The following is a 23,596-nucleotide window of genomic DNA, read 5'->3' as shown; positions in this document are numbered from 1 at the left end:
TAACGGACGAGGGAGAGGCGTGAAACGTTAAGCGGGCTAATTCAGCGACGGATTGCGTGGCCGGTAGCTGCCGGACTTGTCCTTGATGAAGATCTCGGCGACCTGGGAGTGCCGGATCGGCTCGCCGGATTCATCGGGAAGCAGGTTCTGCTCGGAGACATAAGCGACGTATTCCGACTCAGAATTCTCGGCCAGCAGGTGGTAAAATGGCTGGTCCTTGTTCGGACGAACGTCTTCGGGGATCGACAGCCACCATTCTTCGGTGTTGTTGAATTCCGGATCGATGTCGAACACCACCCCCCGGAACGAAAAGATCCGGTGGCGGACGATCTGTCCAATCTGGAATTTGGCGGTCCGCGCTTTAATCATTCTGGTCGAATAGACCAGGATTGTGGCCGATGCTAGAGGCAAACGACGGAATTAAGACAGCCGGAAGCCGCTCCCCGCTATCCCGCCCGCCGGGCCAAGAACCAAGAAAAACACGCATCAAATGATGGACGTCCTCAATCTCGCACTGCCGTATTTCGGGCTGATCTTCATCGGCTTCGCCTGCGGCAAGGTGAAGAACCTGCCCGAATCCGGCCTCGCCTGGATGAATTTCTTCCTCCTCTATGTGTCGCTGCCGGCGCTGTTCTTCCGCATCATGGCGAAGACGCCGTTCGAGGAACTCAACAATCTGCCCTTTGTGATCGGGACCACGCTGGCGACTGCGACGGCGTTCTTCCTGTCGGTCGGCACCGGTAAATTCCTGGGCCGGCTGACCATGCGCGAGGCCGGGATGGCGGGGCTCGCCGGCGGCTACGGCAATATCGGCTATATGGGACCGGGGCTCGCGCTGGCGGTGCTCGGCCCCAAGGCGGCGGTGCCGACCGCACTGGTGTTCTGTTTCGACAGCATCTTCCTGTTCTCGATCGCGCCGCTGATGATGGCGCTGACCTCAGGCGACAAGCGTCCACTGCTGCCGACCATCGGCATTGTCATCAAGCACATCGTGCTGCATCCGCTGATCGTCGCAGCCTATCTCGGCGCTTTCGTTGCGGCGTTTCACATCCAGCTGCCGGTCGCCATCGACGGCATGCTGCTGTTCTTGCAGAATTCGGCCGCGCCCGTTGCGCTATTCGCGCTCGGTGTGACGGTTGCCTTGCGGCCGCTGGGGCGCGTGCCGTGGGAGGTACCTGGCCTGATCTTCATCAAGCTGCTCATCCATCCGCTAATCGTGTTCGGCCTGATGTTGCTGCTCGGGCCGTTCCCGCCGGTATGGGCCGCGACGGCCGTGCTGCTCGCTTCCTTGCCGCCGGCGCTGAACGTGTTCGTGATCGCGCGGCAGTACGATAGCTGGATCGAACCGGCTTCTGTCGCGGTGCTGCTCGGCACTTTCGTGTCCGTTCTGACACTGACCTCGGTGATGTATTTCCTGAAGACCGGCCAGATTGCGTTTCCTTAGGACGCGCGAGATCTCTAGGAAGCACTCTTGCGCCACGACGGCGACAGGCCCTCGCGCATCGCAAGCCGGCGCAACGGGCCTATGGACCCCATCGCTTGCATGCCGGCCGCGCGGATCACCTGCATCGGTAGGAGATCGCTCAGCAGCGAGCGGTTGGCCATATCGATAGCGAAGGTACGCGAGGAGATATCGCTGCGGCGTATCTGCTCGAAACGCGCCAACACCGGCGCTGCCCCGATATCCGCGCCATTCATGCCGGCATCGCGAACGACGTCAGCGATATCGCCGGCGTCGCGCAGGCCAAGATTGAGACCCTGCGCACCGATCGGCGGCACCACATGCGCGGCTTCGCCGACCAGTACGATGCGGTTCTTTGCTAGCTGTGCGGGCTGCTCGATTGCCAGCGGGAACGTGTGTCGACCCGGCTCAACCTGAACCCGGCCGAGGATCGAATGCGATTGTTTCTCGGCGGCGTCCGACAATGCCTCGTCGCTCAATGCCATCAGGCGCTCGGCATCCCGGGGCTTGTTGACCCAGACGACGCTGGAGCGATTGCCGGGCAGGGGCACGAACACGCAGGGACCGGCGGGGGTGTGAAACTCCGTCGACATGTTCTTGTGCGGCCGGCTATGCGCGATGTTGAAGGTCAGCGCGGTCTGGTCAAGCGCGCGTCGCTTGACTGAAATGCCCGCTGCCTCGCGGCACAGGGACTGGCGGCCATCGGCGCCGACGATCAGCCGTGCCACCAGGACCTGGCCTTGCCGCGTGCGGACCTGAACCTGCATCTCGTCCGGCGAGACCGTATCGGCTTCATCATCGATGCGAATGAGATTGGTCAATTCCGCAGCGCGCGCTTCGAGCGCGATCATCAATTCGCGGTTCTCGATATTGTAGCCGAAGGTCTCGAGGCCGATCTCGCTGCAGACGAATTTGACTTCGGGCGCACGGATCAGCCGGCCCGTGTCGTCCACCAGCCGCATGGTCGTCAGCGCGGCCGCCTTGTCGGCGCAGCGGCGCCAGACGTCGAGGCTTTCCAGAAACGCGACGGAGCCGCCCAGCAGCGCGGTGGTGCGGTTGTCGCCATAGGGGACGCGGCGGGCGACGAGGGCGGTACGGGCGCCGGTCTCGGCCAGCGCGAGGGCTGCAGCAAGGCCGGCAGGACCGCCGCCGACAACGGCGACATCATAGATGGAGGTGGAAACAGGGGTCTCGGTCATGGCCGGACCATCGGCCTTTGGCCCGGTATTTTCAAGCCGTTACGTGCCGCGGAATCGTTCCCGCGTGATCGGGCGGCCGAGTGCCGCATCGGTGCCTGTGCAAATCGGGCGGATTCCTGCTAGCAATTCCCGGCATATGACCGCTTCGAGTCCGGACCAACTCCCGTCGTCGTCACGATCCGCGCGCGCGGCGGCGTTCTCGGTTCACATCTTTACTGCGCTCGGTGCCGGCGTGGCACTCATTGCCATGATGAGCGCCGTGCGCGGCGAATGGGCTGTGATGTTCGGCTGGCTCGGTTTGGCGCTGATCATTGACGGGCTCGATGGCCCGATCGCCCGACACTTCGACGTCGGCCGCGTGTTGCCGGATTGGTCGGGCGATGCGCTCGATTTCGTGGTCGACTTCCTCACTTACGTGTTCGTGCCGGCCTATGCGATCGCTGCCTCCGGTCTGTTGGTGCCGTGGACGGCGGTGTTGCTCGGTGCCGGGATCGTCATCACCAGCGCACTATATTTTGCCGACAAGCGCATGAAGACCGACGACAACCACTTTCGCGGTTTTCCGGCGCTGTGGAACGGGGCGGCGTTCTATCTGTTCCTGCTGCAACCATCACCCGTCATGGCGAGCCTTGCGATGCTGGCGCTGATCGTCCTGACCTTTGTGCCGGTGCATGTGCTGCATCCCGTTCGCGTGACGCGTCTGCGCCGGTTGAACCTGTCACTGATGGCGATCTGGGCTGTGCTGGCCGTCATCACGCTGATACAGAACTTCGCTGTTGCTTTGCCTATTACGGTCGCTCTCTGCGCGATCGCTTTTTACATTGTCTGCGGTGACGCCGTCATCCGCCTCATGAGGCCCTCCAAATCATGATCGAACTGTTTTCCAGCCCCGAAGCCTGGGCCGCGCTCTTGACGCTGACCGCGCTCGAAATCGTACTTGGTATCGACAATGTGATTTTCCTGTCGGTTCTGGTGTCGCGGCTGCCGGAGCCGCAGGCCACCCGCGCACGCCAGATCGGTCTCGCGCTGGCGCTGGTGTTCCGCATCATCCTGTTGAGCGTCCTCGTCTGGCTGATCGGCCTGACCGAACCCGTCATCACGGTGAGAGGCCTCGCATTCTCCTGGCGCGATCTGATCCTGATCGGTGGCGGTCTATTCCTGATCGCCAAGGCAACGCACGAGATTCATGCCGAGGTCGAGGCGCGCGAGGGACCCGGCAACGAGAAGCCGGCACCGAACGCCTTTGCCTGGGTGATCCTGCAGGTTATCGTCGTTGATCTCGTGTTCTCGCTCGACTCCATCATCACGGCGATCGGCATGGCGCAGGATATCGAGATCATGGTTGCCGCCGTCATCATCGCCTGTGCGGTGATGTATGTATCGTCCGGACCCGTGGCGCGCTTCGTAGCGCAATATCCGACCACCAAGATGCTGGCGCTGGCCTTCCTGGTGTTGATCGGCGTCTCGCTGATGGCGGATGGATTCAAATTCCATATTCCGCGCGGTTACATCTATTTCGCCATCCTGTTCTCGGCGGCGGTGGAGTTGTTCAACGTGCTGGCGAAGCGCAATCGCCGCAAGCGGGCCCAGCCGGGCACAGGTTGACATCAGGCGGGTGTTGGTTATCGCTTGAGACCAAAGTCATTCAGGGAGATTGAACGATGACCAAAGCCGTCCGCGTCCATGAGATCGGTGGACCCGAAGTCCTCACTTATGAAGACGTGCAGGTCCCGGCACCGGCTGCGGGTGAGGTGCGCATCCGCCAGCATGCCATTGGTGTCAATTTTATCGATACGTACTTCCGCAGCGGCCTCTACAAGGCACCGCAGCTGCCGTTCATCGCCGGTAATGAAGCCTCCGGCGAAGTCATCGAGGTCGGTCCGGGCGTCACCGGCTTTCATCCCGGCGACCGCGTCGCCTATTATTCGGCCCTCGGCAGCTATGCCACCGAGCGCGTGTTTGCCGCCGACCGGCTGGTGAAACTGCCCGATCGCATTACCCACGAGCAGGGCGCCGTGCTGATGCTGAAGGGCCTCACGGTCTGGTATCTGCTGCACAAGACCTTCAAGGTCGAGCCGCATCATCGCGTACTGATCCACGCCGCAGCTGGCGGCATCGGTCTGCTCGCCTGCCAGTGGGCCAAAGCCATGGGCGCGCATGTGATCGGCACCGTCGGCTCGAAAGAGAAGGGCGAGTTGGCGCTGGCCAATGGCTGCGATCACGTCATTTATTACAACGAAGAGAACTTCGTCGATCGCGTGAAGCAGATCAGCCGTAACGAACTCTGCGACGTGGTCTATGACGGCGTTGGCAAGACCACCTATCCGGGGTCGCTTTCATGCCTGAAGCCACGCGGCATGTGGGTGTCGTTCGGCAACGCGTCGGGTCCTGTGCCGCCATTCGCCATCGCCGAACTCAACAATCACGGCTCGCTGTTCGCGACGCGTCCGAAGCTGAATGACTATGTTGCCAAGCGCTCGGAATTGCTGGAGGGCGCCGATACGCTGTTCTCGGCTGTGATCGACGGCAAGCTGCATGTGCCGATCAATCACGCTTATGCGCTGAAGGATGCGGCCAAGGCGCATGTGGACCTGGAAGCACGCAAGACCACAGGCGCGGTGATTTTGAAGGTGTAAACGATCGTCGTCATTGCGAGCGCAGCGAAGCAATCCAGTGCGACGAGAAAGTGCTGGATTGCTTCGTCGCAAGTGCTCCTCGCAATGACGGCTGAGACAGTATCGCTTTAGAATCCCGCCACGGTCCCGTGCAGATCGTAATTGTCCGCGCGTTCGATCTTCGCCGTGACGATCTCGCCGACCTTCAGCGGCCGGCGTGCGGTGATATAGACCGAACCGTCGATATCGGGAGCGTCCGCCTTCGAGCGGCCCTTCGACACGGTCGGGCCGACCTCGTCGATGATGATCTGCTGGCGCGTTCCGACTTTACGCTTCAAGCGGCGCGCCGAGATTTTCTGCTGACGCTCCATCAACGCATTCCAGCGCTGCTGCTTGATTTCTTCAGGCACCGCATTGGCGATGGCGTTGGAGGTCGCGCCGGCCACGGACTCGTATTTGAATGCGCCGACGCGGTCGATCTGCGCTTCCTCCAGCCAGTCGAGCAGATACTGGAAATCGCTTTCGGTCTCGCCGGGGAAGCCGACGATGAAGGTCGAGCGCAACGTCAGGTCCGGACATTCCTCGCGCCACTTCTTAATCCGTGCCAGCGTCTTGTCCTGCGCCGCCGGGCGCTTCATCGCCTTGAGCACGTCCGGAGCGGCATGCTGGAACGGGATATCGAGATAGGGCAGCACATTCTTGTTGGCATTCATCAAGCCGATGACTTCGTCGACATGCGGATACGGGTAAACATATTGCAGCCGCACCCAGGCGCCGAGTTCGCCGAGCTCCTTGGCGAGATCGTAGAACTTGGCGCGGACCTCACGGTCCTTCCATGGACTGGTAGCGTATTTGATGTCGACGCCGTAAGCCGAGGTGTCCTGTGACACGACCAGCAATTCCTTGACGCCGGCTTTCACCAGCTTCTCGGCTTCGAGCAGGACTTCGTTGGCCGGGCGTGAGACGAGATCGCCGCGCAGCTTCGGAATGATGCAGAAGGTGCAGCGGTTGTTGCAGCCTTCGGAAATTTTCAGATAGGCGTAGTGCCGCGGCGTCAGCTTGATGCCCTGCGGGGGTACCAGATCGATGTGCGGATTGTGCACCGGCGGCAGCGCACGATGCACGGCGTCGAGCACGCTTTCATATTGCTGCGGCCCGGTGATCGACAGCAGGTTGGGATAGGCGGCTTCGATCTGCTCGGGCTCGGCGCCCATGCAGCCGGTGACAATGACCTTGCCATTCTGCGCCATGGCTTCGCCGATGGCGCCCAGCGACTCCGCCTTGGCGCTGTCGAGAAAGCCGCAGGTGTTGACGATGACGATGTCGGCGCCGTCGTGCTTGCGGGCGAGTTCGTAACCTTCGGCCCGCAGGCGCGTGATGATGCGCTCGGAATCCACCAGGGCCTTCGGGCATCCCAGTGACACAAAGGAGATTTTCGGCGCGGCGGCCTGTTGCATGTTCGATCTGCCTGATTGAGAGGCAGCAGGTAGTCCCATTTGCCCATAATTACAAGGCTTTAAGCCGTGCGCGGGCGTGCTATGGGTATGCTGCATCCATGTGAGTGCCCGATGCCTGCCGACCAGTCGCCCAAAATCGTTATCGTCGACGAAAGCCCGATCCGGGCCGCGATCCTTGAGGAGGGGCTGCGGGAGGCTGGCTATGTGGACGTCCAGCATATCCGGGAGATGCATAACCTGCTGGCCCGGATCTACGCCCTGGACCCTGACGTCATCGTCATCGACCTCGAAAACCCCAGCCGCGACGTGCTGGAACAAATGTTCCAGGTGTCCCGCGCGGTGCGCCGGCCGGTCGCCATGTTCGTCGATCAGAGCGACGCCGAGTCGGCGCGGGCGTCGGTCGAGGCGGGGGTATCGTCATACATCGTGGACGGGCTGAAGAAGGAGCGGATCAAGCCGATCCTCGATCTCTGCATCTCCCGTTTCAACGCCTTCTCCAAACTGCAGGACGAGCTCGAGCGCACCAAGTCGGCGCTGGAGGAGCGCAAGATCATCGACCGCGCCAAGGGCATCGTGATGAAGCTCAAGGGCCTCAATGAAGAAGAGGCTTACGTATTGCTGCGATCCACGGCGATGCGTGAAAAGAAGAAAATCGGCGAGATCGCGCAGTCGATCATCACCGCAGCGGAGTTGCTGAAATGATCGACCACCCGCTTCGCATCGGCTTCATCCCGCTGGCCGACGCTGCCGCCCTGATTGTCGCGGTCGACAAGGGGTTCACGAAGGCCGAGGGGCTGAACGTCGAATTGGTCCGGGAAGTGTCGTGGTCGAATGTCCGCGACAAGCTGAATATCGGCTTGTTCGAAGCGGCGCATCTGCTGGCGCCCGTTGCCATCGCGTCCAGCCTCGGGCTCGGGCATGTGAAAGTGCCGATCGTGGCGTCGTTCAATCTCGGCATCAACGGCAATGCCATTACCGTCTCGCCGGCGCTGCATGCAGCGCTGATGTCGGAACTCGACGGTGACCCGACCGATCCCATGGCCACCGCGCAGGCGCTGCGCCGCGTGGTCGTCGCCCGTGCCCGTGCCGGCGCCGATCCCCTGACCTTCGGCATGACGTTTCCGTTCTCGACGCACAATTACCAGCTCCGTTTCTGGATGGCGGCTGGCGGCGTCGATCCTGACGAGGACGTCCGCCTCGTGGTGTTGCCGCCGCCTTACATGGTCGACAGCCTCGCCAACGGTCACGTCGATGCGTTCTGTGTCGGCGCGCCCTGGAATTCTGTCGCGGTCGATCTCGGCGTCGGCCATATCCTGCATTTCGTCTCCGACATCCTGCTGCGCGCTGCCGAAAAGGTGCTGGCGATGAGGCAGAGCTGGGCGGAGAAGAACCCGGACACCGTGGCGGCGCTCACGCGGGCGCATGTGAGCGCGGCTGCCTTCATCGAGGCCCCGGAGAACCGCAATGAGATTGCCGCGATTCTCGCCAAGCCCCAATATATCGGCGTCTCGCCGGAGGTCCTGCTGCGGACGCTGGATGGCCGGCTGAAGATTTCACCGGATGGCACCATGCGCGAGAGCGGGCGCTATCTGCTGGTCGGCCGCGAAGGAGCCGGGCGTCCCGATCCGGTTCAGGCCGCCTGGCTCTATGCCCAGATGGTGCGCTGGGGACAGGCCGCGATCAGCCCCGAGGCGCTGAAGATCGCACAGGGTGTGTTCCGCCCCGACCTCTACGATGCCGCGCTCGGTATCACCGGGAGCGCTCTGACTGATGTGCCCGACGCGGTTGGCGCCTTCGCTGGACCGCCATTCGATCCGAGCAACATCGCTGCCCATCTCGCTGCGTTCGAGATCGCGCATATGAAGTCGTAGCGGCGGCGTCAGTTCGCCGATGTGTGGATGCCGCATTCCGTTTTGGCGCGGCCGCGCCAGCGGCCGGCGCGGGGGTCCTCGCCAGGCGCGGTGCGGGACGTGCAGGGCATGCAGCCGACCGACGCAAAGCCTGAGGCTATGAGCGGATGCGGCGGCAGCTTCGCCGACGCATAGATCAGCCCGATCTCGTCCGGCGTGACGTTGGCGAATGGATTGAATTTCAATTTTGAACCATCATCCTCGACGACGGGAATGACGGCGCGCGATGCGCCCTGAAATCGTTTGCGGCCGTTGATCCAGGCGCTGAACGGCGTCAGCGCCTGCGCCAGCGGCTCGACCTTCCGGATCCGGCAGCAGGTGTCGGGATCGGACGACCACAAATCCCCATCGCTGTCGTGAGCGGCAAGCGCATCTACTGCGGGGCGGATCGTTCGCACGTCGCGCAGGCCCAGCGTCAGGATCAATTGGTCGCGATAGGCGAGTGTCTCCTCGAACATCCAGCCGGTGTCGAGAAACAGCACGGGGATGGCGGGATCGACATCGGCCATCACCTTCAGCAACGCCGCAGACTCCGTGCCAAACGACGATACCAGCGCGAGTCTATCGCGGCCGACGACATCAAGTGCCGCAGCAATCACCTCGGCGGGCGAGGCGGATTGCAGCGCTTGATCGTATTGGACAGCACTTACGACGGCTCCGGGCGACAACATCTCGAACTCCTCAACACATCCAGCTTGACTGGAATAAGATTCTATATATCAGTTGTTTGTCGCCACTTAATAGAAAAATATTCTTTCTATTTGAGAAGCGCAGTTTAGATTTTTTGACCCCATAAATCGAGTTCCAGAGATGCACTTTCTCCGAGCGTATCCGCTTCGTGAGCAACGGCGAATCTCACGGCGGTTTTGAGGACCTGGAGAAGGCGTATGACGTCGACCAATCTCGAACGCGTCCGATCGGACGTGGTATCGATGGACCACCTCGATCAACTGGAAGCGCAGAGCATCTACATCCTGCGCGAGGGCTTCGCCCGGCTGAAGAAGCTGGCCTTGCTGTGGTCGCTCGGCAAGGACTCCAACGTCATGATCTGGCTGGCGCGCAAGGCGTTCTTCGGCCACGTGCCGTTCCCCGCGCTGCATGTCGATACCGGCAAGAAGTTTCCGGAGATGTACGCCTTTCGCGATCATTATTCGAAGGAGTGGGGACTCGACCTCACCGTCGAATATTGCCCGTCGATCGATAGTGTCGATCCGACACTGCCGCCAGCGGCGCGCTCCGCAGCGCGCAAGACCGAAGGCCTCAAACTCGCGTTGGCGAAGCACGGCTTCGACGGATTGATCGCTGGTATTCGGCGGGACGAAGAGGCGACCCGCGCCAAGGAGCGGGTGTTCTCGCCGCGCGGTGTCGAGGGCGGATGGGACGTGCGCGACCAGCCACCGGAATTCTGGGACCAGTTCAACGCCTCGCCGCCGCCCGGTGCGCATCTGCGCATTCATCCGATCCTGCATTGGACCGAAGCCGACATCTGGGCCTACACGGCGCGCGAAAACATCCCGATCATCCCGCTCTATCTGGCCAAAGACGGCAAGCGCTACCGCTCGCTGGGCGATGCCGACATCACCAATCCCGTCGCATCCACCGCCAGCACGATTGCCGAAATCCTGGTCGAGCTCGACGGCACCACGATTCCCGAGCGCGCCGGCCGCGCACTCGATCATGAGACCGAAGACGCCTTCGAGCGACTGCGCGTCGCCGGCTATCTGTAGAGGTGATGCCATGACCAAACCCGTCAATCCGACTTCGCTCGGAATGCCCAACGGCACCACGCGCCCGCAACTGCGCATTGTCATCGTCGGCCATGTGGATCATGGCAAGTCGACGCTGGTCGGTCGCCTGCTGCACGAGACCGGCGGCCTGCCGGATGGCAAGCTGGAGATGCTGAAAGCGGTGAGCGCCCGGCGCGGCATGCCGTTCGAATGGTCATTCCTGCTCGATGCGCTGCAGACCGAGCGTGACCAGGGCATCACCATCGATACCACGCAGATTCGCTTCCGCACCAAATTGCGTGACGTCATTCTGATCGATGCGCCCGGCCACGCCGAGTTTCTGCGTAACATGATCACCGGTGCATCGCAGGCCGATGGCGCCGTGCTGATCGTCGATGCGCTGGAAGGCGTTCGCGATCAGACCCGGCGCCATGCCTATCTGCTGCATCTCCTGGGCGTGAAGCAGGTTGCCGTTGTCGTCAACAAGATGGACCGCGTCGATTTCAGCGCCGAGCGCTTTCAGGCGATCAGCGACGAAATTTCGGCGCATCTCATCGAACTCGGCGTCACGCCTGCTGCGGTGATTCCGATTTCGGCGCGGGATGGCGATGGCGTCGCCACCCATACCGACCGTATCGGCTGGTATCGCGGGCCGACCGTCGTGGGGGCGCTCGATGCGCTGAAGCCGGCACTCGCGCTTGATGAATTGCCGCTGCGGCTGCCGGTACAGGCGATCTACAAATTCGACGACCGGCGCATCGTGGCCGGGCGTATCGAGGCCGGGCATCTGGCTGTCGGCGACGACGTGGTGATCATGCCCGCCGGCAAACGAGCAAAGATCAAGAGCGTGGAGCGCTGGTCGGCGACGCCGCTGGAAGGCGAGCACGGGGCAGGGCGATCCGTCGGTATCACGCTCGACCGCGAACTGTTCGTCGAGCGCGGCGACGTGATCGCGCATGTGGGCGCGGTGCCATCGGATACACGACGACTGCGGGCGCGGATCTTCTGGCTGCACGATCAGCCGCTGACAGCGGGATCGTCGATCCTGGTGCGGCTCGGCGTGCGCGAAGTGCGCGGCCGTGTGGTCGCGATCGAAAAGGCGATTGATCCCGGCGAACTGGCCAGTGTCGAGACCAAACAGATCGCCCGCAATCACGTCGGTGAAATCGAGATCGCACTGTCGCAACCGGTCGCCGCCGATCGCTATGTCGACAATCCGCGCACCGGACGTCTCGTGATCGAGGTCGGTGGCCGGATCGCCGGTGGCGGTCTCGTGCTCTCCTTTGATGCTGCCCAACGCGCGGCGTCGTCGGACATCGTGCCGGTGCAGTCGGCACTGCGGCCTGAGGAACGTTCAGCGCGCTATCGCCATCAAGGCGCAGTTGTGTGGTTCACGGGATTGCCGGGATCCGGCAAGTCGACGCTGGCGCGGGCGCTGGAGCACCGGCTGTTCGCCAAAGGCGGCTCGCCGATCCTGCTCGACGGCGACACGCTGCGCGCCGGACTCAACCGCGACCTCGGCTTCTCCGCCGCCGATCGCAGCGAGAATGTCCGGCGACTGGCGGAGATGGCCGGCCATCTCGCCCGCAACGGTCATATCGCCATCGTCGCGGCTGTGTCGCCCTCGCGCGGCGACCGCGCCGAGGCCCGCAGCGCGGTCGATACCGCATTTCGCGAGATCTATGTCGCGACTCCGGCAGAGATCTGCGAGCAGCGCGATCCCAAGGGGCATTACGCCAAGGCCCGCGCCGGCGACCTGCCGGGCTTCACCGGTATCGCCAACGACTATCAGGCGCCGGAGACGGTCGAGCTGCGGATCGACACGTCGACGGTCGATGTGGGGCGCGCGATAGATGGCATCGAGGACATGCTGCGGCAGACGCAAGTGCTGGACGACGGAGCCGCTGATCTGGCGGTGTTCGAGGCGGTCTAACGGCTTAGGCCCGCGCTCACTCTTGCATCTCATGATGAGGTCAAGGAAAGCTGGTTCGCCAGCTTTCCTCTTGGCGAGGCGGCAATCCGAATGGCCACGAGCCCAGGCTGGATCGCTTCGTCGCGCGGGGCCTTCGCAACGATAACTGCCATTGACGTTCCCACCGTCTAATTATTGAGCGTGCGGTGCACAAACGCTGGCACCGAACGGCCGGGTTCGGCCCGATCTCGACCTCAATCCCCTGATTTCTTGACGTTTTTCCTCCGAGGACGATCTGGCACGAGACTTGAATGTCTCTAGTCAACCGGCGTTCGCTGATGCCCGCCGGCCAGTTCAGATGGATTTCCGCAGCAACGAGGCTGATCGGATCGCTTCCAGAATTCAAGCCGGCGCGACGCGCTGACCTGAGCCTGTGCGGTCCGCAATCCTTATCCCCGTTGAAGCCACGCTGTGGCCCGCAGGAGCTTCGTCCCGCATGAAAATTGAAACGCTCTCCATCGACTTTACTGACGAACAGAAGCGCTACCTTGAAGGCTTTTCGACCGGGCTGCAGATCAGCCGCGTCGGCAAGGGCCTCGGCGGCGGCGCGTCAGCCAAGGCCAATGCGGAGCCGACCGGACCAGATGCGCCGCATATCAGGGCGCAGGATCGCACGATTGCGTCAGGCAAGAAGCTGGTCGAGCAGGAGAAATGGAAGCGCGAGGAACATCCCTTCGACGCCTATCCGCGGCTACGCGATCAGGCCGCCATCGATGCGCGGCCATCGCCGGCCGACAATTTCCGCTGGCGCTATTACGGCATCTTCTATGTCGGTCCAACGCAGGACTCCTATATGTGCCGGCTTCGGATCCCGAACGGCATCATGAAGCACTGGCAGCTTGCGGGTCTTGCCGATCTCAGTGATGAGTTGTGCGGTCCGTTCTCGCATGTGACCACGCGCGCCAATCTGCAGGTGCGCGAGATTCCGCCGAAAAATGCGGTGAAACTGATCGAGGGTATCCAGGATCTCGGTCTGTGCTCACGCGGCTCCGGGGCCGACAACATCCGCAACGTCACGGGCACGCCGACCGCGGGCATCGATCCGCAGGAACTGCTGGACACGCGCCCCTATGCGCGCGAGTGGCACTATCACATCCTCAATGACCGCACGCTCACCGGCCTGCCGCGCAAGTTCAACGTTGCCTTCGACGGCGCCGGCAAGATCGCCGTGCTTGAGGACACCAACGACATCGCCTTCCAGGCAGTCGAAGTGAAGGATGGTTTCGGCGCCGCGCCCGGCGTCTGGTTCAAGCTCGGCATCGGCGGCATCACCGGCCACAAGGATTTCGCCACCGATACCGGCATCATCGTGCGACCGGAGGACGCCACCAAGGTCTCCGACGCCATCGTGCGCGTCTTCATCGATCTCGGCGACCGCACCAACCGGCTTAAAGCGCGGTTGAAGTATGTGATCGACGGCATGGGCATGGAGAAGTTCCTGACCCTCGTTGAAGAGAAGCTCGGCCAGCCATTCACGCGCATTTCTGCAGAGGCGCTGATGCCGCGGCCGGAATTCGACCGCACGGCGCATATCGGAGTGCACAGACAGAAGCAGGACGGGTTGAACTGGATCGGCGTCGTGTTGCCGCTGGGCAAGGTGACGACCGATCAGATGCGGGGGCTTTCGAAGATTGCGGCCGATCTCGGCGACGGCGATATCCGCCTCACGGTGTGGCAGAACCTGCTCATTCCTGGTGTGAAAGACGCGAATGTCGCGCTGGCGACTGCGGCCATCGAAGCCCTTGGCCTTGCCATCAAGACCACCGAGATCCGCGCCGGCCTGATCGCCTGTACCGGTCGCGCCGGTTGCAAGTTCGGCAATGCGGATACCAAACGCACGGCAACGAACATCGCCGAATGGTGCGATACGCGCGTCGAGGTCGATACGCCGATCAACATCCATCTCACCGGCTGCCATCATTCCTGCGCGCAGCATTACATCAGCGACATCGGCATGATCGGCGCGCGCGTGGCGCTGGACGATAGCGACGACACCGTGGATGGCTTCCATATCTTCACCGGCGGCGGCTTCGGCCCGCAGGCCGATGTCGGGCAGGAGGTCTATCAGAACGTGAAGTCTGAGGACGCGCCTGTCGTCGTCGAGCGGCTGCTGAAAGCCTATCTCGCCCACCGCGCGTCGCCGGACGAGACGTTCCTCACTTTCTCGCGCCGTCACGACGCGGCTTCGTTGCGTAAGCTCGCTGATGAACAGGTGTCCGCATGAACCAGATGACGCCGCCGCCCAAACTCGAGATCATTCCTGCGTCTGCGCCGTTCTCGGAAGCGCAACGCTCCTGGCTGAACGGCTTCTTCGCCGGCCTGCTGTCCGATGCGCCGGCGACGCCGCTCTCTGCCGAGCAGGGCGCCGCGATCATGGAGGAAGACGACGGCGCGCCGTGGCATGACCAGACCATGCCGATCGCCGATCGCATGAAGCTCGCCGAAGGCAAGCCGGTTCGTCGCAAGATGATGGCGGCGATGGCGCAGCAGGACTGCGGCCAGTGCGGCTATAACTGCAACGACTATTCCGACGCGATTGCCTCGAAAGCCGAGGCGCGGCTGAACCTGTGCGTGCCGGGCGGCAAGGAAACCGCGCGGATGCTGAAGTCGCTCTATGAAGAGCTCGACAAGGCACCGGCCGGTGCTGCGCCCGCGGCAGCAGCGACGACTGCTGCGGAGCCGGCCGAAGTTGCTGTGCCGGATCCGTCGACGCTCGGCCGCTCGCGCGACAATCCCGCACCCGCCGTGTTTCTTGGCCGCCGCCTGCTCAATGGCAAAGGCTCCGAGAAAGAGACCTGGCATATCGATTTCGATCTATCGGGCTGTGGCCTCGATTACGTCGTCGGCGACAGTTTCGGCATCTTTGCGTCGAACGATCTCGGTCACGTCGACCAGATCATCGCTCTGCTCGGAGCGTCGCATACGACGGAGGTGCGTGGCAAGACGCTGCGTGAAGTGCTGCAATACGACGTCTCGCTGGCCCCGGCACCGGACTCGCTGTTCGAGCTGATGTCCTATCTCACCGGCGGAGCGCAGCGCGCCAAGGCACGCGCACTGGCCCAGGGCGAGGACCCCGATGGTGATGCCGCGACGCTCGACGTGATGGCTGCGCTGCAGAAATTCTCCGGCGTGCGTCCGCATCCGGAAGCTTTCATCGAAGCGCTGGAACCGCTGCAGCCGCGGCTCTACTCAATCTCGTCGTCGCACAATGCGACGCCGGGCCGGCTGTCGCTCACCGTCGATATCGTTCGTTACATGGTCGGCAAGCGTAAGCGCCATGGTCTGGCCTCGAGCTTCCTCGCCGATCGCATTCAGCCCGGCGACGAGCTCAAGGTCTATGTCCAGAAGGCGCACGGTTTCGCGCTGCCGGAAAATCCGGAGACCCCGATCATCATGGTGGGGCCGGGCACCGGAATCGCGCCGTTCAGGGCGTTCCTGCACGATCGCAAGGCCACGAAGGCGCCGGGCAAGAACTGGCTGTTCTTCGGTCACCAGCGCAGCGCTTCGGATTTCTTCTATGCTGACGAACTCAATGGCATGAAGACCGAAGGCTTCCTCACACGGTTGTCGCTGGCCTGGTCGCGCGACGCGGGCGAGAAGTTCTACGTGCAGGATCGCATGCGCGAGGTCGGCCGCGACGTCTGGACCTGGCTCGCCGAAGGCGCCCATGTCTATGTCTGCGGCGATGCCAAGCGCATGGCCAAGGATGTGGAGCGGGCACTGGTCGATATCGCCGCCCAGCATGGCGCGCGTTCGACCGACGAGGCAGTAATGTTTGTCAGCGATCTGAAGAAGAAGGGGCGGTTTCAGCTCGACGTATATTGATATCTCAAGCCCTCATCCTGAGGAGCCCGCCGTTAGCGGGCGTCTCGAAGGATGGCCGCAGACTCGGAGCGCCGGCATCTCATGGTTCGAGACGGCGCTTCGCGCCTCCTCACCATGAGGGGAGCGCGCGTTTGCGAGAGAACTGTTTTGCTTCAACTGCGTCATCAGTAGAACGCTTCCTCAGCGATAAATTGCGTTCTCTCCCGGCGCTGCTCTCATTGGAGATAATCTCTCCATCCTGCGCGACATTCAAAATTCCATTTTATTGACCGAAGCCGCCGCGCTGCGCATCCTCGTACCATTGAAATCACAGGGGCGGGAGTCGGCGGACTCTCACGGCTGAGCTTCCACTCAACACATTGACCATCGCATCAGCGCGAGCCGCAACACCATGAGTTGCGGCCATGGGCAGCGCTGTGCCGATCGCAAGGAGACCAGATGTCGAACGATGATCACAACCGCAAGCCGCTGATGGATCGCCGGTCGCTGTTGCGCGGCGGCGCAGCAGCTGCATTGGCCGCGCCACTCGGCGTATGGGGCGCGCAGGCGTTCCCGTTCCGGCAGGCGTCACCCATCGATTTTTCCGAATTTCCAATCTGTAGGACCGCATCGGAGGCGCCCGCGCTCACCGGTGCACCGCGTAAATTGAAGCTCTCCTGGAATGCCGGCGCGGTCTGCCTTGCGCCGCTGCCGGTCGCCATCGATCATGGCTTCTTCCAGAAGCAGAACCTTGACGTTGAGCTGGTCAATTACAGCGGTTCGACGGATCAATTGCTCGAAGCCATTGCCACTGGAAAATCCGATGCGGGCCTGGGTATGGCGCTGCGCTGGCTGAAGCCGCTGGAGCAGGGCTTCGACGTCAAGATCGTCGCCGGCACCCATGGCGGCTGCCTGCGCGCGCTGGCGCCGGCGAAGTCGGAAGTGAAGAGCGTTGCGGATTTCAAGGGCAAGACCATCGCTGTCGGCGATATGGCCGGCCCCGACAAGAACTTCTTCTCGATCCAGCTCGCGAAAGCCGGACTTAATCCGGACAAGGACGTCGAGTGGCGGCAATATCCCGGCAACCTGGTGCGGCTCGCCGTGGAGAAGGGCGAAGCACAGATCGGGCTCGCCTCCGATCCGCTGGCCTATCTCTGGCTCAAGGACGGCGAGCTGAAGGAAGTCGGCTCCAATCTCGATGGCCCCTACAAGGATATCAGTTGCTGCATCGTCGGCGTGCGTGGCAGCCTGCTGCGTGATGATCCTCTGGTCGCACGCGGCCTGACGCAGGCGCTGCTCGATGCTGCGATGTTCGCATCGCAGAATCCGGAGAAGGCTGCGAAGTCGTTCCAGCCCTATGCGCCGAAGAACGCGACCATCGAGGATCTGCTGGGCATGGTGAAGTATCACACCCATCATCATCACCCCGTGGGCGATGCGCTGAAGCGCGAGCTGAAATCCTACGCCGACGATCTCAAGACGGTTTCCGTGTTCAAGCCGTCGACCGACACCACCAAATTCGCGGAGCGCATCTATGCCGACGTATTCCGCGTCTGAGATCGCACCGCTTGGCGGTGACCGCGAGACCGCTCTCATTGCTGGCGATGGCGGACTTCAGTTCGTCAGCAAGCTTCGTTTCAGCATCACGGGGATCGGGGCAGGGCTTGCGTGGCTGGCTTTCGGCCTGTCGTGCCTGCGATGGCCAGATATCGGCGACTGGCCACGCACCGAGGCTGTAGCCTATACGGCATTCGCGATTGCTGGCGGCATCGCGATTGCGACCACGGCGCAGGCAGCGCTCGGCAAATTCGGCGATGGCGTGCAGCGGCGCGCGCCCTGGCTGTTTGCCTTGGGAGCGTTCCTGACGCTGTGGGAGCTTGCAACGGCGAAATTCGGCTGGCTGCCGCTACCATTCTTTCCGCCGCCGCAGTCGATCGTCGAGGTCTATACCGACGACCTGCCGAAACTGCTGGACAGCGCCTTCGCCTCGGTGAAGCTGCAGCTTGGCGGCTACTTCATCGGCGCGGTCGTAGGCTTCCTCACCGGGGTCTCCATCGGCTGGTCACGGCTCGCGGGCTACTGGGTGCATCCAATCCTGCGCTTCATTGGACCGTTGCCGGCGACGGCCTGGCTGCCGATTGCGTTCTTCACGTTCCCGTCGGCCTGGAGCGCCAGCACGTTTCTGATCGCGCTTGCCACAGCCTTTCCGGTGACGGTGCTGACCTGGTCGGGCGTGGCCAGCGTCAGCACCGCCTATTACGATGTCGCGCGAACGCTTGGCGCAAAACCGTCTTTCCTGGTGACCAAGGTCGCAATCCCCGCAGCATTGCCGCATGTGTTCGTCGGCCTGTTCATGGGGCTCGGCGCATCCTTCGCCGTGCTCGTGGTCGCCGAGATGATCGGCGTGAAGGCGGGCCTCGGCTTCTATCTGCAATGGGCGCAGGGCTGGGCGTCCTACAACAACATGTATGCGGCACTGATCGTGATGTCGCTGCTCTGCTCGGGTGCGATCACGCTGTTGTTCAAGGTGCGCGACCGGCTGCTGGTTTGGCAGAAGGGTGTCGTCAAATGGTAGCGCTGGCAAAACCGTTTCAGCCCGCAGTGACCGGCGCGTCGCTTGACATCAAGGGCGTCAGCCACGCCTTCGATATCGATGGCAGCGTGTTGCCGGTGCTCGACGACGTCAGCATATCCGTCGCGCCCGGCGAGTTTGTCGCGCTACTCGGCCCGTCCGGCTGCGGCAAGTCCACGCTGCTGCGATTGGTGGCGGGTCTCGAGCCGCCGCGTGCCGGCACGCTGGAAGAGGATGGCGTCGCCATCAGCGGCCCGTATCCATCCCGCGTTGTCGTGTTTCAGGACCCGACGCTGTTTCCTTGGCGAACGGTGTGGGACAATATCGCGCTCGGGCTGGAAGCGCAGGGCGTACTCAAGACGCAGCGTGACCGCGTCGATGCAGCCATCGATCTCGTCGGTCTCGGCGCATTCAAGAAGGCCTATCCGCATCAGCTCTCGGGCGGCATGGCACAGCGTGTCGCGCTGGCGCGCGCGCTGGTCAATGATCCGCGCATCCTCGTACTGGATGAGCCGCTCGGCAAACTGGATTCGCTGACACGCATCACCATGCAGGCCGAACTGGTGTCGCTGTGGCAGCGCAACGGCTTCACAGCGCTGCTGGTGACCCATGACGTGGAGGAGGCATTGTTTCTCGCCAATCGCGTCATCGTGTTTAGTGATCGCCCCGCGCGGGTAACGGCGGATATCACGGTCGACCGGCCCTATCCGCGCCATCGCGGCGATCCGCATCTGGCCGAGCTGCGACGGCAGATCCTGGAACTGCTCGGGCTGGACGCGACGTGGTGAGCTCGTCCCGAATATGGTCCGTTGCGGGCGAGGGCACGCTCCACCGATAGCTGTATACGAGGCATGGTTATTGCATTCCTTTTGGGCTGGCACACGGTTCAGCCCAAGGGAACGACATGTACAGCACCAACCGACGTGATTTCATCCGCCTGACGGCCATTGCCGCGGCGCTGTCCACGACCAGCATCAAGGCGTTTGCCGCCGACCGCGTGGTCAAGATCGGAACGCTGAAGCTCATTCACGGCGTCACGCCGTATTTCTACGACAAATTTGCGCCTGATGGCGTCAAGTTCGAGGTGATCCCGTTCGAAACCCCGACCGACGGCAAGAACGCCGTCGTGACGGGCACTGTCGATTTTGGCATCTTCGGTTTTGCCGCGGCGACGCTCGGCGGCGCCAATGGCGAGCCGATCGTGGTGATCGCGTCTGCCTGCAATCGTGGCATGGCGGTCGTCGCCAAGAAGGATTCCGGGATCAATACGATCAAGGACCTGAAGGGCAAGAAAGTCGCCATCCTGCCGGGCTCGACCCAGGAAGTCGTGATCCTCGATCGTCTCTCCGCCGAAGGCATGACGGTGAAGGACGTCGAGTCCGTCCGTCTGTCGTTCAGTGACATGGCGCCGGCGCTCGCCCGCGGCGACATCGACGCCTATGTGGGCGCCGAGCCCGGGCCTGGCATCAGCCTCGCCAATGGCGTCGGTCAGATCGTCGAATATCCCTATACGACGCCGACCGGTTCGCTGAACATGGTGCTGGCCACGCGCCGCGAACTGATCGAGAAAGATCCGGAACTGATCAAGGCGCTGCTCAAGACCCACCGCCTGGCCAGCGAATATGCCATGAAAGACCGCGAGGCCTTTATCGCCATCGCCATGCAGAAGCTCGGCCAGCAGAAGCCGTCGATCGAGAAGGCCGCGCCGAATGTAGAGCTAACCTGGAATATCGACGACCAGTTCATGAAGCAGGCGGAATATTACGGCGGCCAGATGCTGTCCAAGAAGCAGATCCGGCAGTTGCCGGACTATAAAACCTTCATCGATGCGAGCTTCGTGAAGGCGCTAGCGGCCACGTGAGCGCGTTGTGAGTCTGCAAAGCACGATGGACGATACGTCCAACAGCGTACAGCTTGCGCCGGCAGCGGAGACCCCGCCGGTGCCTGCGGCCGGGAAGCGCGGACAGGGCGTGCAGCGGGCGCGCGCAGTTGCGCTCGCGCTGATCGTGCCGGTTTGCCTGATGGTGGTCTGGGACGTCATGGTGCGCTGGACCGGCACGCGACTGGTGCCGTCGCCCTATGGCGTCGCCGTGATGATGTGGGATTTCGCTTTCGGCGGAATCTATGACGACGCTTACAGCGCCAGCCTGCCGATCCATTTCTGGAAGAGCGTGCAGCGCGTCTATGGCGGCTTTCTCTGTGCGGCGGCGGTCGGCATTCCGCTCGGCCTGATGATCGGGCGGATGCCGCTGCTGCGCAAGCTGCTCGATCCCACGCTGTCGCTGCTGCGGCCGATCCCGGTCACGGCATGGCTGCCGCTGTCGATGATCTTCTTCGGGCTAGGTCCGCGCGCGGCGATCTTCCTGGTGTTCCTCGGCGCGTTCTTCCCGATCCTGCTCAACACCGTGTTCGGGGTGCGATCCGTCGATATCAGGCTGTTCGAGGCTGCGGAAATGCTCGGCTGCAGCGGCGCGCAGCAGTTCCGCTCCGTCGTCTTACCGGCAGCGTTGCCGAGCATCTTCAACGGCCTTCGTCTCGGTGCCGGTTTCGCTTGGATACTGATCGTGGTCGGCGAGATGACCGGCGTGCCCGAAGGGCTCGGCGCTGTCATCATGGATGGCCGCACACTGTCGCGCACCGATCTCGTGATCACCGGCATGATCATCATCGGCATCACCGGCTTCGTGTCGGATCGCATCCTGCTGATGCTCAGCAACTACTTCCTCCGGTGGAGCCCGCAGCATCATGCTTGATCGACCAACCACAATTGCGCCTGATATCCTCGAGGTCAGCGACGTCGGGAAAGTCTATCAGGCCTCCAACGGTCCGGTCGAGGCGTTGCGCGGTGTCAATCTCACCATCCGCAAAGGCGAGTTCGTTTGCCTGCTCGGCGCGTCCGGTTGCGGCAAATCCACATTGCTGCGCATCGTCGCCGGTTTCGAGAAAGCTTCTCAGGGCTCGGTGACCATGTACGGCTTTTCGGTCGACAAGCCGGGCCCGGATCGCGGCATGGTGTTCCAGGACTATGCATTGTTTCCATGGCTCACGGTGCGCGACAATATCGGCTTCGGTCCCAAACATCGCCGTGTCGCGAGCAAGGTCGTGGACGAACTCACCGACAAGTTCATGGCCATGGTCGGATTGACCGCCTTCGCCGATCGCTATCCGCACCAGCTCTCCGGCGGCATGAAACAGCGCGTTGCTATCGCGCGGGTGCTGAGCAACGACACCGACGTGCTGCTGATGGATGAGCCGTTCGGCGCGCTGGATGCGTTGACCCGCAGCAAGCTGCAAGAGGAACTCGTCGAGATCTGGCGCACCACCGGCCTCACGGTGATTTTCGTGACCCATTCGGTCGAGGAATCCGTGATGCTGGCGGATCGCGTCATCGTGATGTCGGCGGGGCCGGGCCGGATCGATTGCGAGATCGAGGTCGACCTTCCGCGCCCGCGTGACGTCGCATCGCCGGAGTTCAACGCGTTGCGGCGCGAGGTGACGCAGAAGCTCACGAGCCATATCGCCGGCAGTCGGGCCAAGGCGGCAGATTCCTGAATCGGGCTTCAAAATCGCGCGAATAAAATTCTCGCCTGAGGTCATCGGGGAGAATTTTCACCTGTGGGTCTGAGGCCCATCAGTCCCGCTGTCGTTATTTCCGGGTACCGCTTGTAACGCCTGCCGAACGGCATTCTCTAGGGTTAGAGAAGCCGAAAGCACTACGATATGGACGCGGTTCCCAGCATTATCGACAGAGTTAATTTGCTCGTTCCGGGCTTTGCGGAACGTGCGCCATCGCATGATCGTGCGGCAAGTTTTCCATTCGAGAATTTTCAGGAACTGTCCGAGGCGAGCCTTCTGGCGCTGCCGGTGCCAAAGGCCCTGGGCGGCGCGGGCGCCGGGGTGCGCGAGGCCGCGCGCGTCGTAAACGCGGTTGGCAAGGCCGATGCCGCGACCGCGCTTGTATTGGCGATGCACTATATCCACCATCTGGTCATCACGCGGAATGGCAACTGGCCTGCGCATCTGGCGCAGCGGGTGTCGCGGGACGCCGTGAATGGTCTGGGGCTGATCAACGCGTTGCGCGTCGAGCCCGACCAGGGATCGCCATCGCGGGGCGGTCTGCCTCAAACCACCGCGAAGCGCACGGCCGAAGGCTGGCGCATGACCGGCCGCAAGATCTATTCGACCGGTGCGCCGATCCTCAAATGGTACACTGTATGGGCGAAGACAGACGAGCCGGATGTGCGCGTTGGCATCTTCCTTGTGCCGGCTGGGCTGCCAGGCACAGAGATCGTCGAGACCTGGGATCATCTCGGTCTGCGCGCCAGCGGCAGCCATGACGTCGTGTTCGACGACGTGCTCATTCCGCTCGACCATGAAGTGGATCTGCGCCGTCCCAGTGATTGGGGTGCGCCGGATGTGTCGCAGGCGACCATCCAGGCTGTGCTGGTGGGCGCCGTCTATGACGGCGTTGCACGCGCTGCTCGCGACTGGCTGATCGACTTTCTCAAGACCCGCACGCCATCGAGCCTCGGCGCGCCGCTGGCGACGCTGCCGCGAGCGCAGGAGATTGCCGGCGGTATCGAGGTGAAGCTCGCGGTTAATGCGCGCCTGCTCGACACTTTCGCACGGGACATCGATGACGGTGTTACGCTGACGCCGGTCGAGGCGAATATCCTCAAACTGACCGTCACCAACAATGCCGTCGCCGTCGTCGAGGATGCGCTGTCGCTGACCAGCAATCACGGACTGACCCGCGCCAATCCGCTGGAGCGGCATTATCGCGACGTGCTGTGTGGCCGCGTGCACACGCCGCAGGACGACAGCACCAAGATTTCCGCCGGACGCATCGCGCTCGGCATCTGAACAACAGCAGGAAGT

At 62.6% G+C, this 23,596-nt stretch carries 21 protein-coding genes; 17 read left to right on the top strand and 4 right to left on the bottom strand.

Going from position 1 to position 23,596, the window contains the following annotated elements:
• Positions 1-36: 36 nt before the first annotated feature.
• The gene (gene hspQ / locus AB8A23_RS21025; RefSeq protein WP_089264388.1) at positions 37-369 is read right to left on the bottom strand and encodes a heat shock protein HspQ; all 333 of its coding nucleotides are present in this window, start codon (positions 367-369) and stop codon (positions 37-39) included.
• Positions 370-490: 121 nt separating this feature from the next.
• Between hspQ and AB8A23_RS21020 the strand changes: the two genes are divergently transcribed.
• Positions 491-1,444: an AEC family transporter gene (locus AB8A23_RS21020; protein ID WP_439058336.1), complete on the top strand. Its 954-nt coding sequence runs from the start codon at positions 491-493 to the stop codon at positions 1,442-1,444.
• Positions 1,445-1,458: 14 nt separating this feature from the next.
• Here AB8A23_RS21020 and AB8A23_RS21015 read toward each other — a convergent pair whose 3' ends face one another.
• On the bottom strand, positions 1,459-2,661 hold the full coding sequence (locus tag AB8A23_RS21015) for a UbiH/UbiF family hydroxylase (protein WP_439058337.1): 1,203 nt from the start codon (positions 2,659-2,661) through the stop codon (positions 1,459-1,461).
• A gap of 136 nt (positions 2,662-2,797) precedes the next feature.
• Here AB8A23_RS21015 and pcsA point away from each other — a divergent pair, with 136 nt between their 5' ends.
• Genes pcsA through AB8A23_RS21000 form a run of 3 tightly spaced genes read left to right on the top strand, consistent with a single transcriptional unit; the run spans position 2,798 to position 5,297 of the window.
• Entirely contained in the window at positions 2,798-3,532 is a 735-nt protein-coding gene (pcsA, locus tag AB8A23_RS21010; protein ID WP_439058338.1) for a phosphatidylcholine synthase, read from the top strand.
• Positions 3,529-4,266 (top strand): TerC family protein, encoded by a 738-nt coding sequence (locus tag AB8A23_RS21005; RefSeq protein WP_089264384.1) that lies wholly within the window; start codon positions 3,529-3,531, stop codon positions 4,264-4,266. Before pcsA ends, AB8A23_RS21005 begins: the two co-directional genes overlap by 4 nt.
• 56 nt (positions 4,267-4,322) lie before the next feature.
• Positions 4,323-5,297: a quinone oxidoreductase family protein gene (locus tag AB8A23_RS21000; protein WP_068731670.1), complete on the top strand. Its 975-nt coding sequence runs from the start codon at positions 4,323-4,325 to the stop codon at positions 5,295-5,297.
• 107 nt (positions 5,298-5,404) lie between these two features.
• Here AB8A23_RS21000 and rimO read toward each other — a convergent pair whose 3' ends face one another.
• A complete protein-coding gene (gene rimO, locus AB8A23_RS20995) occupies positions 5,405-6,733 on the bottom strand; it encodes a 30S ribosomal protein S12 methylthiotransferase RimO (protein ID WP_439058339.1) in 1,329 nt (442 codons plus the stop codon).
• 111 nt (positions 6,734-6,844) lie between these two features.
• On the opposite strand from rimO, the gene AB8A23_RS20990 reads away from it, so the two are divergent.
• The gene (locus AB8A23_RS20990; protein ID WP_089264382.1) at positions 6,845-7,435 is read left to right on the top strand and encodes an ANTAR domain-containing response regulator; all 591 of its coding nucleotides are present in this window, start codon (positions 6,845-6,847) and stop codon (positions 7,433-7,435) included.
• Positions 7,435-8,604 (top strand): ABC transporter substrate-binding protein, encoded by a 1,170-nt coding sequence (locus tag AB8A23_RS20985; RefSeq protein ID WP_175369143.1) that lies wholly within the window; start codon positions 7,435-7,437, stop codon positions 8,602-8,604. The genes AB8A23_RS20990 and AB8A23_RS20985 overlap by 1 nt, the downstream gene beginning before the upstream one ends.
• A gap of 8 nt (positions 8,605-8,612) precedes the next feature.
• Here AB8A23_RS20985 and AB8A23_RS20980 read toward each other — a convergent pair whose 3' ends face one another.
• Entirely contained in the window at positions 8,613-9,314 is a 702-nt protein-coding gene (locus tag AB8A23_RS20980; RefSeq protein ID WP_439058340.1) for a phosphoadenylyl-sulfate reductase, read from the bottom strand.
• A gap of 216 nt (positions 9,315-9,530) precedes the next feature.
• Between AB8A23_RS20980 and cysD the strand changes: the two genes are divergently transcribed.
• The 11 genes from cysD to AB8A23_RS20925 all read left to right on the top strand — a co-directional run bounded on the left by cysD (position 9,531) and on the right by AB8A23_RS20925 (position 23,581).
• Positions 9,531-10,370: a sulfate adenylyltransferase subunit CysD gene (gene cysD, locus AB8A23_RS20975; protein ID WP_068731681.1), complete on the top strand. Its 840-nt coding sequence runs from the start codon at positions 9,531-9,533 to the stop codon at positions 10,368-10,370.
• Between the two features lie 10 nt (positions 10,371-10,380).
• Entirely contained in the window at positions 10,381-12,303 is a 1,923-nt protein-coding gene (gene cysC, locus AB8A23_RS20970) for an adenylyl-sulfate kinase (protein WP_439058341.1), read from the top strand.
• 475 nt (positions 12,304-12,778) lie between these two features.
• Positions 12,779-14,566, top strand: a complete 1,788-nt coding sequence (locus AB8A23_RS20965; protein ID WP_439058342.1) for a NirA family protein — start codon at positions 12,779-12,781, stop codon at positions 14,564-14,566.
• Positions 14,563-16,167 carry a sulfite reductase subunit alpha gene (locus tag AB8A23_RS20960; RefSeq protein ID WP_439058343.1) on the top strand — a complete coding sequence of 535 codons (1,605 nt, stop codon included), beginning with the start codon at positions 14,563-14,565 and terminating at the stop codon, positions 16,165-16,167. The genes AB8A23_RS20965 and AB8A23_RS20960 overlap by 4 nt, the downstream gene beginning before the upstream one ends.
• A gap of 438 nt (positions 16,168-16,605) precedes the next feature.
• Positions 16,606-17,703 carry an ABC transporter substrate-binding protein gene (locus AB8A23_RS20955; RefSeq protein WP_068731688.1) on the top strand — a complete coding sequence of 366 codons (1,098 nt, stop codon included), beginning with the start codon at positions 16,606-16,608 and terminating at the stop codon, positions 17,701-17,703.
• On the top strand, positions 17,681-18,721 hold the full coding sequence (locus AB8A23_RS20950) for an ABC transporter permease (protein ID WP_439058344.1): 1,041 nt from the start codon (positions 17,681-17,683) through the stop codon (positions 18,719-18,721). The genes AB8A23_RS20955 and AB8A23_RS20950 overlap by 23 nt, the downstream gene beginning before the upstream one ends.
• Positions 18,715-19,506 carry an ABC transporter ATP-binding protein gene (locus AB8A23_RS20945; RefSeq protein ID WP_439058345.1) on the top strand — a complete coding sequence of 264 codons (792 nt, stop codon included), beginning with the start codon at positions 18,715-18,717 and terminating at the stop codon, positions 19,504-19,506. The genes AB8A23_RS20950 and AB8A23_RS20945 overlap by 7 nt, the downstream gene beginning before the upstream one ends.
• Positions 19,507-19,622: 116 nt before the next feature.
• The gene (locus AB8A23_RS20940; RefSeq protein ID WP_439058346.1) at positions 19,623-20,579 is read left to right on the top strand and encodes an ABC transporter substrate-binding protein; all 957 of its coding nucleotides are present in this window, start codon (positions 19,623-19,625) and stop codon (positions 20,577-20,579) included.
• 25 nt (positions 20,580-20,604) lie between these two features.
• A complete protein-coding gene (locus AB8A23_RS20935; RefSeq protein ID WP_439058347.1) occupies positions 20,605-21,471 on the top strand; it encodes an ABC transporter permease in 867 nt (288 codons plus the stop codon).
• Complete coding sequence (locus AB8A23_RS20930; protein WP_439058348.1) at positions 21,464-22,270, top strand: ABC transporter ATP-binding protein; 807 nt, start codon at positions 21,464-21,466, stop codon at positions 22,268-22,270. Before AB8A23_RS20935 ends, AB8A23_RS20930 begins: the two co-directional genes overlap by 8 nt.
• A 168-nt stretch (positions 22,271-22,438) precedes the next feature.
• Positions 22,439-23,581 carry an acyl-CoA dehydrogenase family protein gene (locus tag AB8A23_RS20925; protein WP_439058349.1) on the top strand — a complete coding sequence of 381 codons (1,143 nt, stop codon included), beginning with the start codon at positions 22,439-22,441 and terminating at the stop codon, positions 23,579-23,581.
• Positions 23,582-23,596 lie beyond the last annotated feature (15 nt).

The organism is Tardiphaga sp. 619_E2_N8_4 (assembly GCF_051810905.1).
Taxonomy (GTDB): domain Bacteria; phylum Pseudomonadota; class Alphaproteobacteria; order Rhizobiales; family Xanthobacteraceae; genus Tardiphaga; species Tardiphaga robiniae.
This window is presented reverse-complemented; position numbering and strand designations above follow the sequence as displayed.

Excerpts from the sequence above, each read along its gene's own strand:
- AB8A23_RS20990 (WP_089264382.1), top strand. The coding sequence starts at position 6,845 with ATGCCTGCCGACCAGTCGCCCAAAATCGTTATCGTCGACGAAAGCCCG.
- AB8A23_RS20945 (WP_439058345.1), top strand. The coding sequence starts at position 18,715 with ATGGTAGCGCTGGCAAAACCGTTTCAGCCCGCAGTGACCGGCGCGTCG.
- AB8A23_RS20950 (WP_439058344.1), top strand. The coding sequence starts at position 17,681 with ATGCCGACGTATTCCGCGTCTGAGATCGCACCGCTTGGCGGTGACCGC.
- cysC (WP_439058341.1), top strand. The coding sequence starts at position 10,381 with ATGACCAAACCCGTCAATCCGACTTCGCTCGGAATGCCCAACGGCACC.
- AB8A23_RS20955 (WP_068731688.1), top strand. The coding sequence starts at position 16,606 with ATGTCGAACGATGATCACAACCGCAAGCCGCTGATGGATCGCCGGTCG.
- cysD (WP_068731681.1), top strand. The coding sequence starts at position 9,531 with ATGACGTCGACCAATCTCGAACGCGTCCGATCGGACGTGGTATCGATG.
- AB8A23_RS20930 (WP_439058348.1), top strand. The coding sequence starts at position 21,464 with ATGCTTGATCGACCAACCACAATTGCGCCTGATATCCTCGAGGTCAGC.
- AB8A23_RS20965 (WP_439058342.1), top strand. The coding sequence starts at position 12,779 with ATGAAAATTGAAACGCTCTCCATCGACTTTACTGACGAACAGAAGCGC.
- AB8A23_RS20960 (WP_439058343.1), top strand. The coding sequence starts at position 14,563 with ATGAACCAGATGACGCCGCCGCCCAAACTCGAGATCATTCCTGCGTCT.
- AB8A23_RS20935 (WP_439058347.1), top strand. The coding sequence starts at position 20,605 with ATGGACGATACGTCCAACAGCGTACAGCTTGCGCCGGCAGCGGAGACC.
- hspQ (WP_089264388.1), bottom strand. The coding sequence starts at position 369 with ATGATTAAAGCGCGGACCGCCAAATTCCAGATTGGACAGATCGTCCGC.
- AB8A23_RS20940 (WP_439058346.1), top strand. The coding sequence starts at position 19,623 with ATGTACAGCACCAACCGACGTGATTTCATCCGCCTGACGGCCATTGCC.
- AB8A23_RS20980 (WP_439058340.1), bottom strand. The coding sequence starts at position 9,314 with ATGTTGTCGCCCGGAGCCGTCGTAAGTGCTGTCCAATACGATCAAGCG.
- AB8A23_RS21020 (WP_439058336.1), top strand. The coding sequence starts at position 491 with ATGATGGACGTCCTCAATCTCGCACTGCCGTATTTCGGGCTGATCTTC.
- rimO (WP_439058339.1), bottom strand. The coding sequence starts at position 6,733 with ATGCAACAGGCCGCCGCGCCGAAAATCTCCTTTGTGTCACTGGGATGC.
- AB8A23_RS21005 (WP_089264384.1), top strand. The coding sequence starts at position 3,529 with ATGATCGAACTGTTTTCCAGCCCCGAAGCCTGGGCCGCGCTCTTGACG.
- AB8A23_RS21015 (WP_439058337.1), bottom strand. The coding sequence starts at position 2,661 with ATGACCGAGACCCCTGTTTCCACCTCCATCTATGATGTCGCCGTTGTC.
- AB8A23_RS21000 (WP_068731670.1), top strand. The coding sequence starts at position 4,323 with ATGACCAAAGCCGTCCGCGTCCATGAGATCGGTGGACCCGAAGTCCTC.
- AB8A23_RS20925 (WP_439058349.1), top strand. The coding sequence starts at position 22,439 with ATGGACGCGGTTCCCAGCATTATCGACAGAGTTAATTTGCTCGTTCCG.
- pcsA (WP_439058338.1), top strand. The coding sequence starts at position 2,798 with ATGACCGCTTCGAGTCCGGACCAACTCCCGTCGTCGTCACGATCCGCG.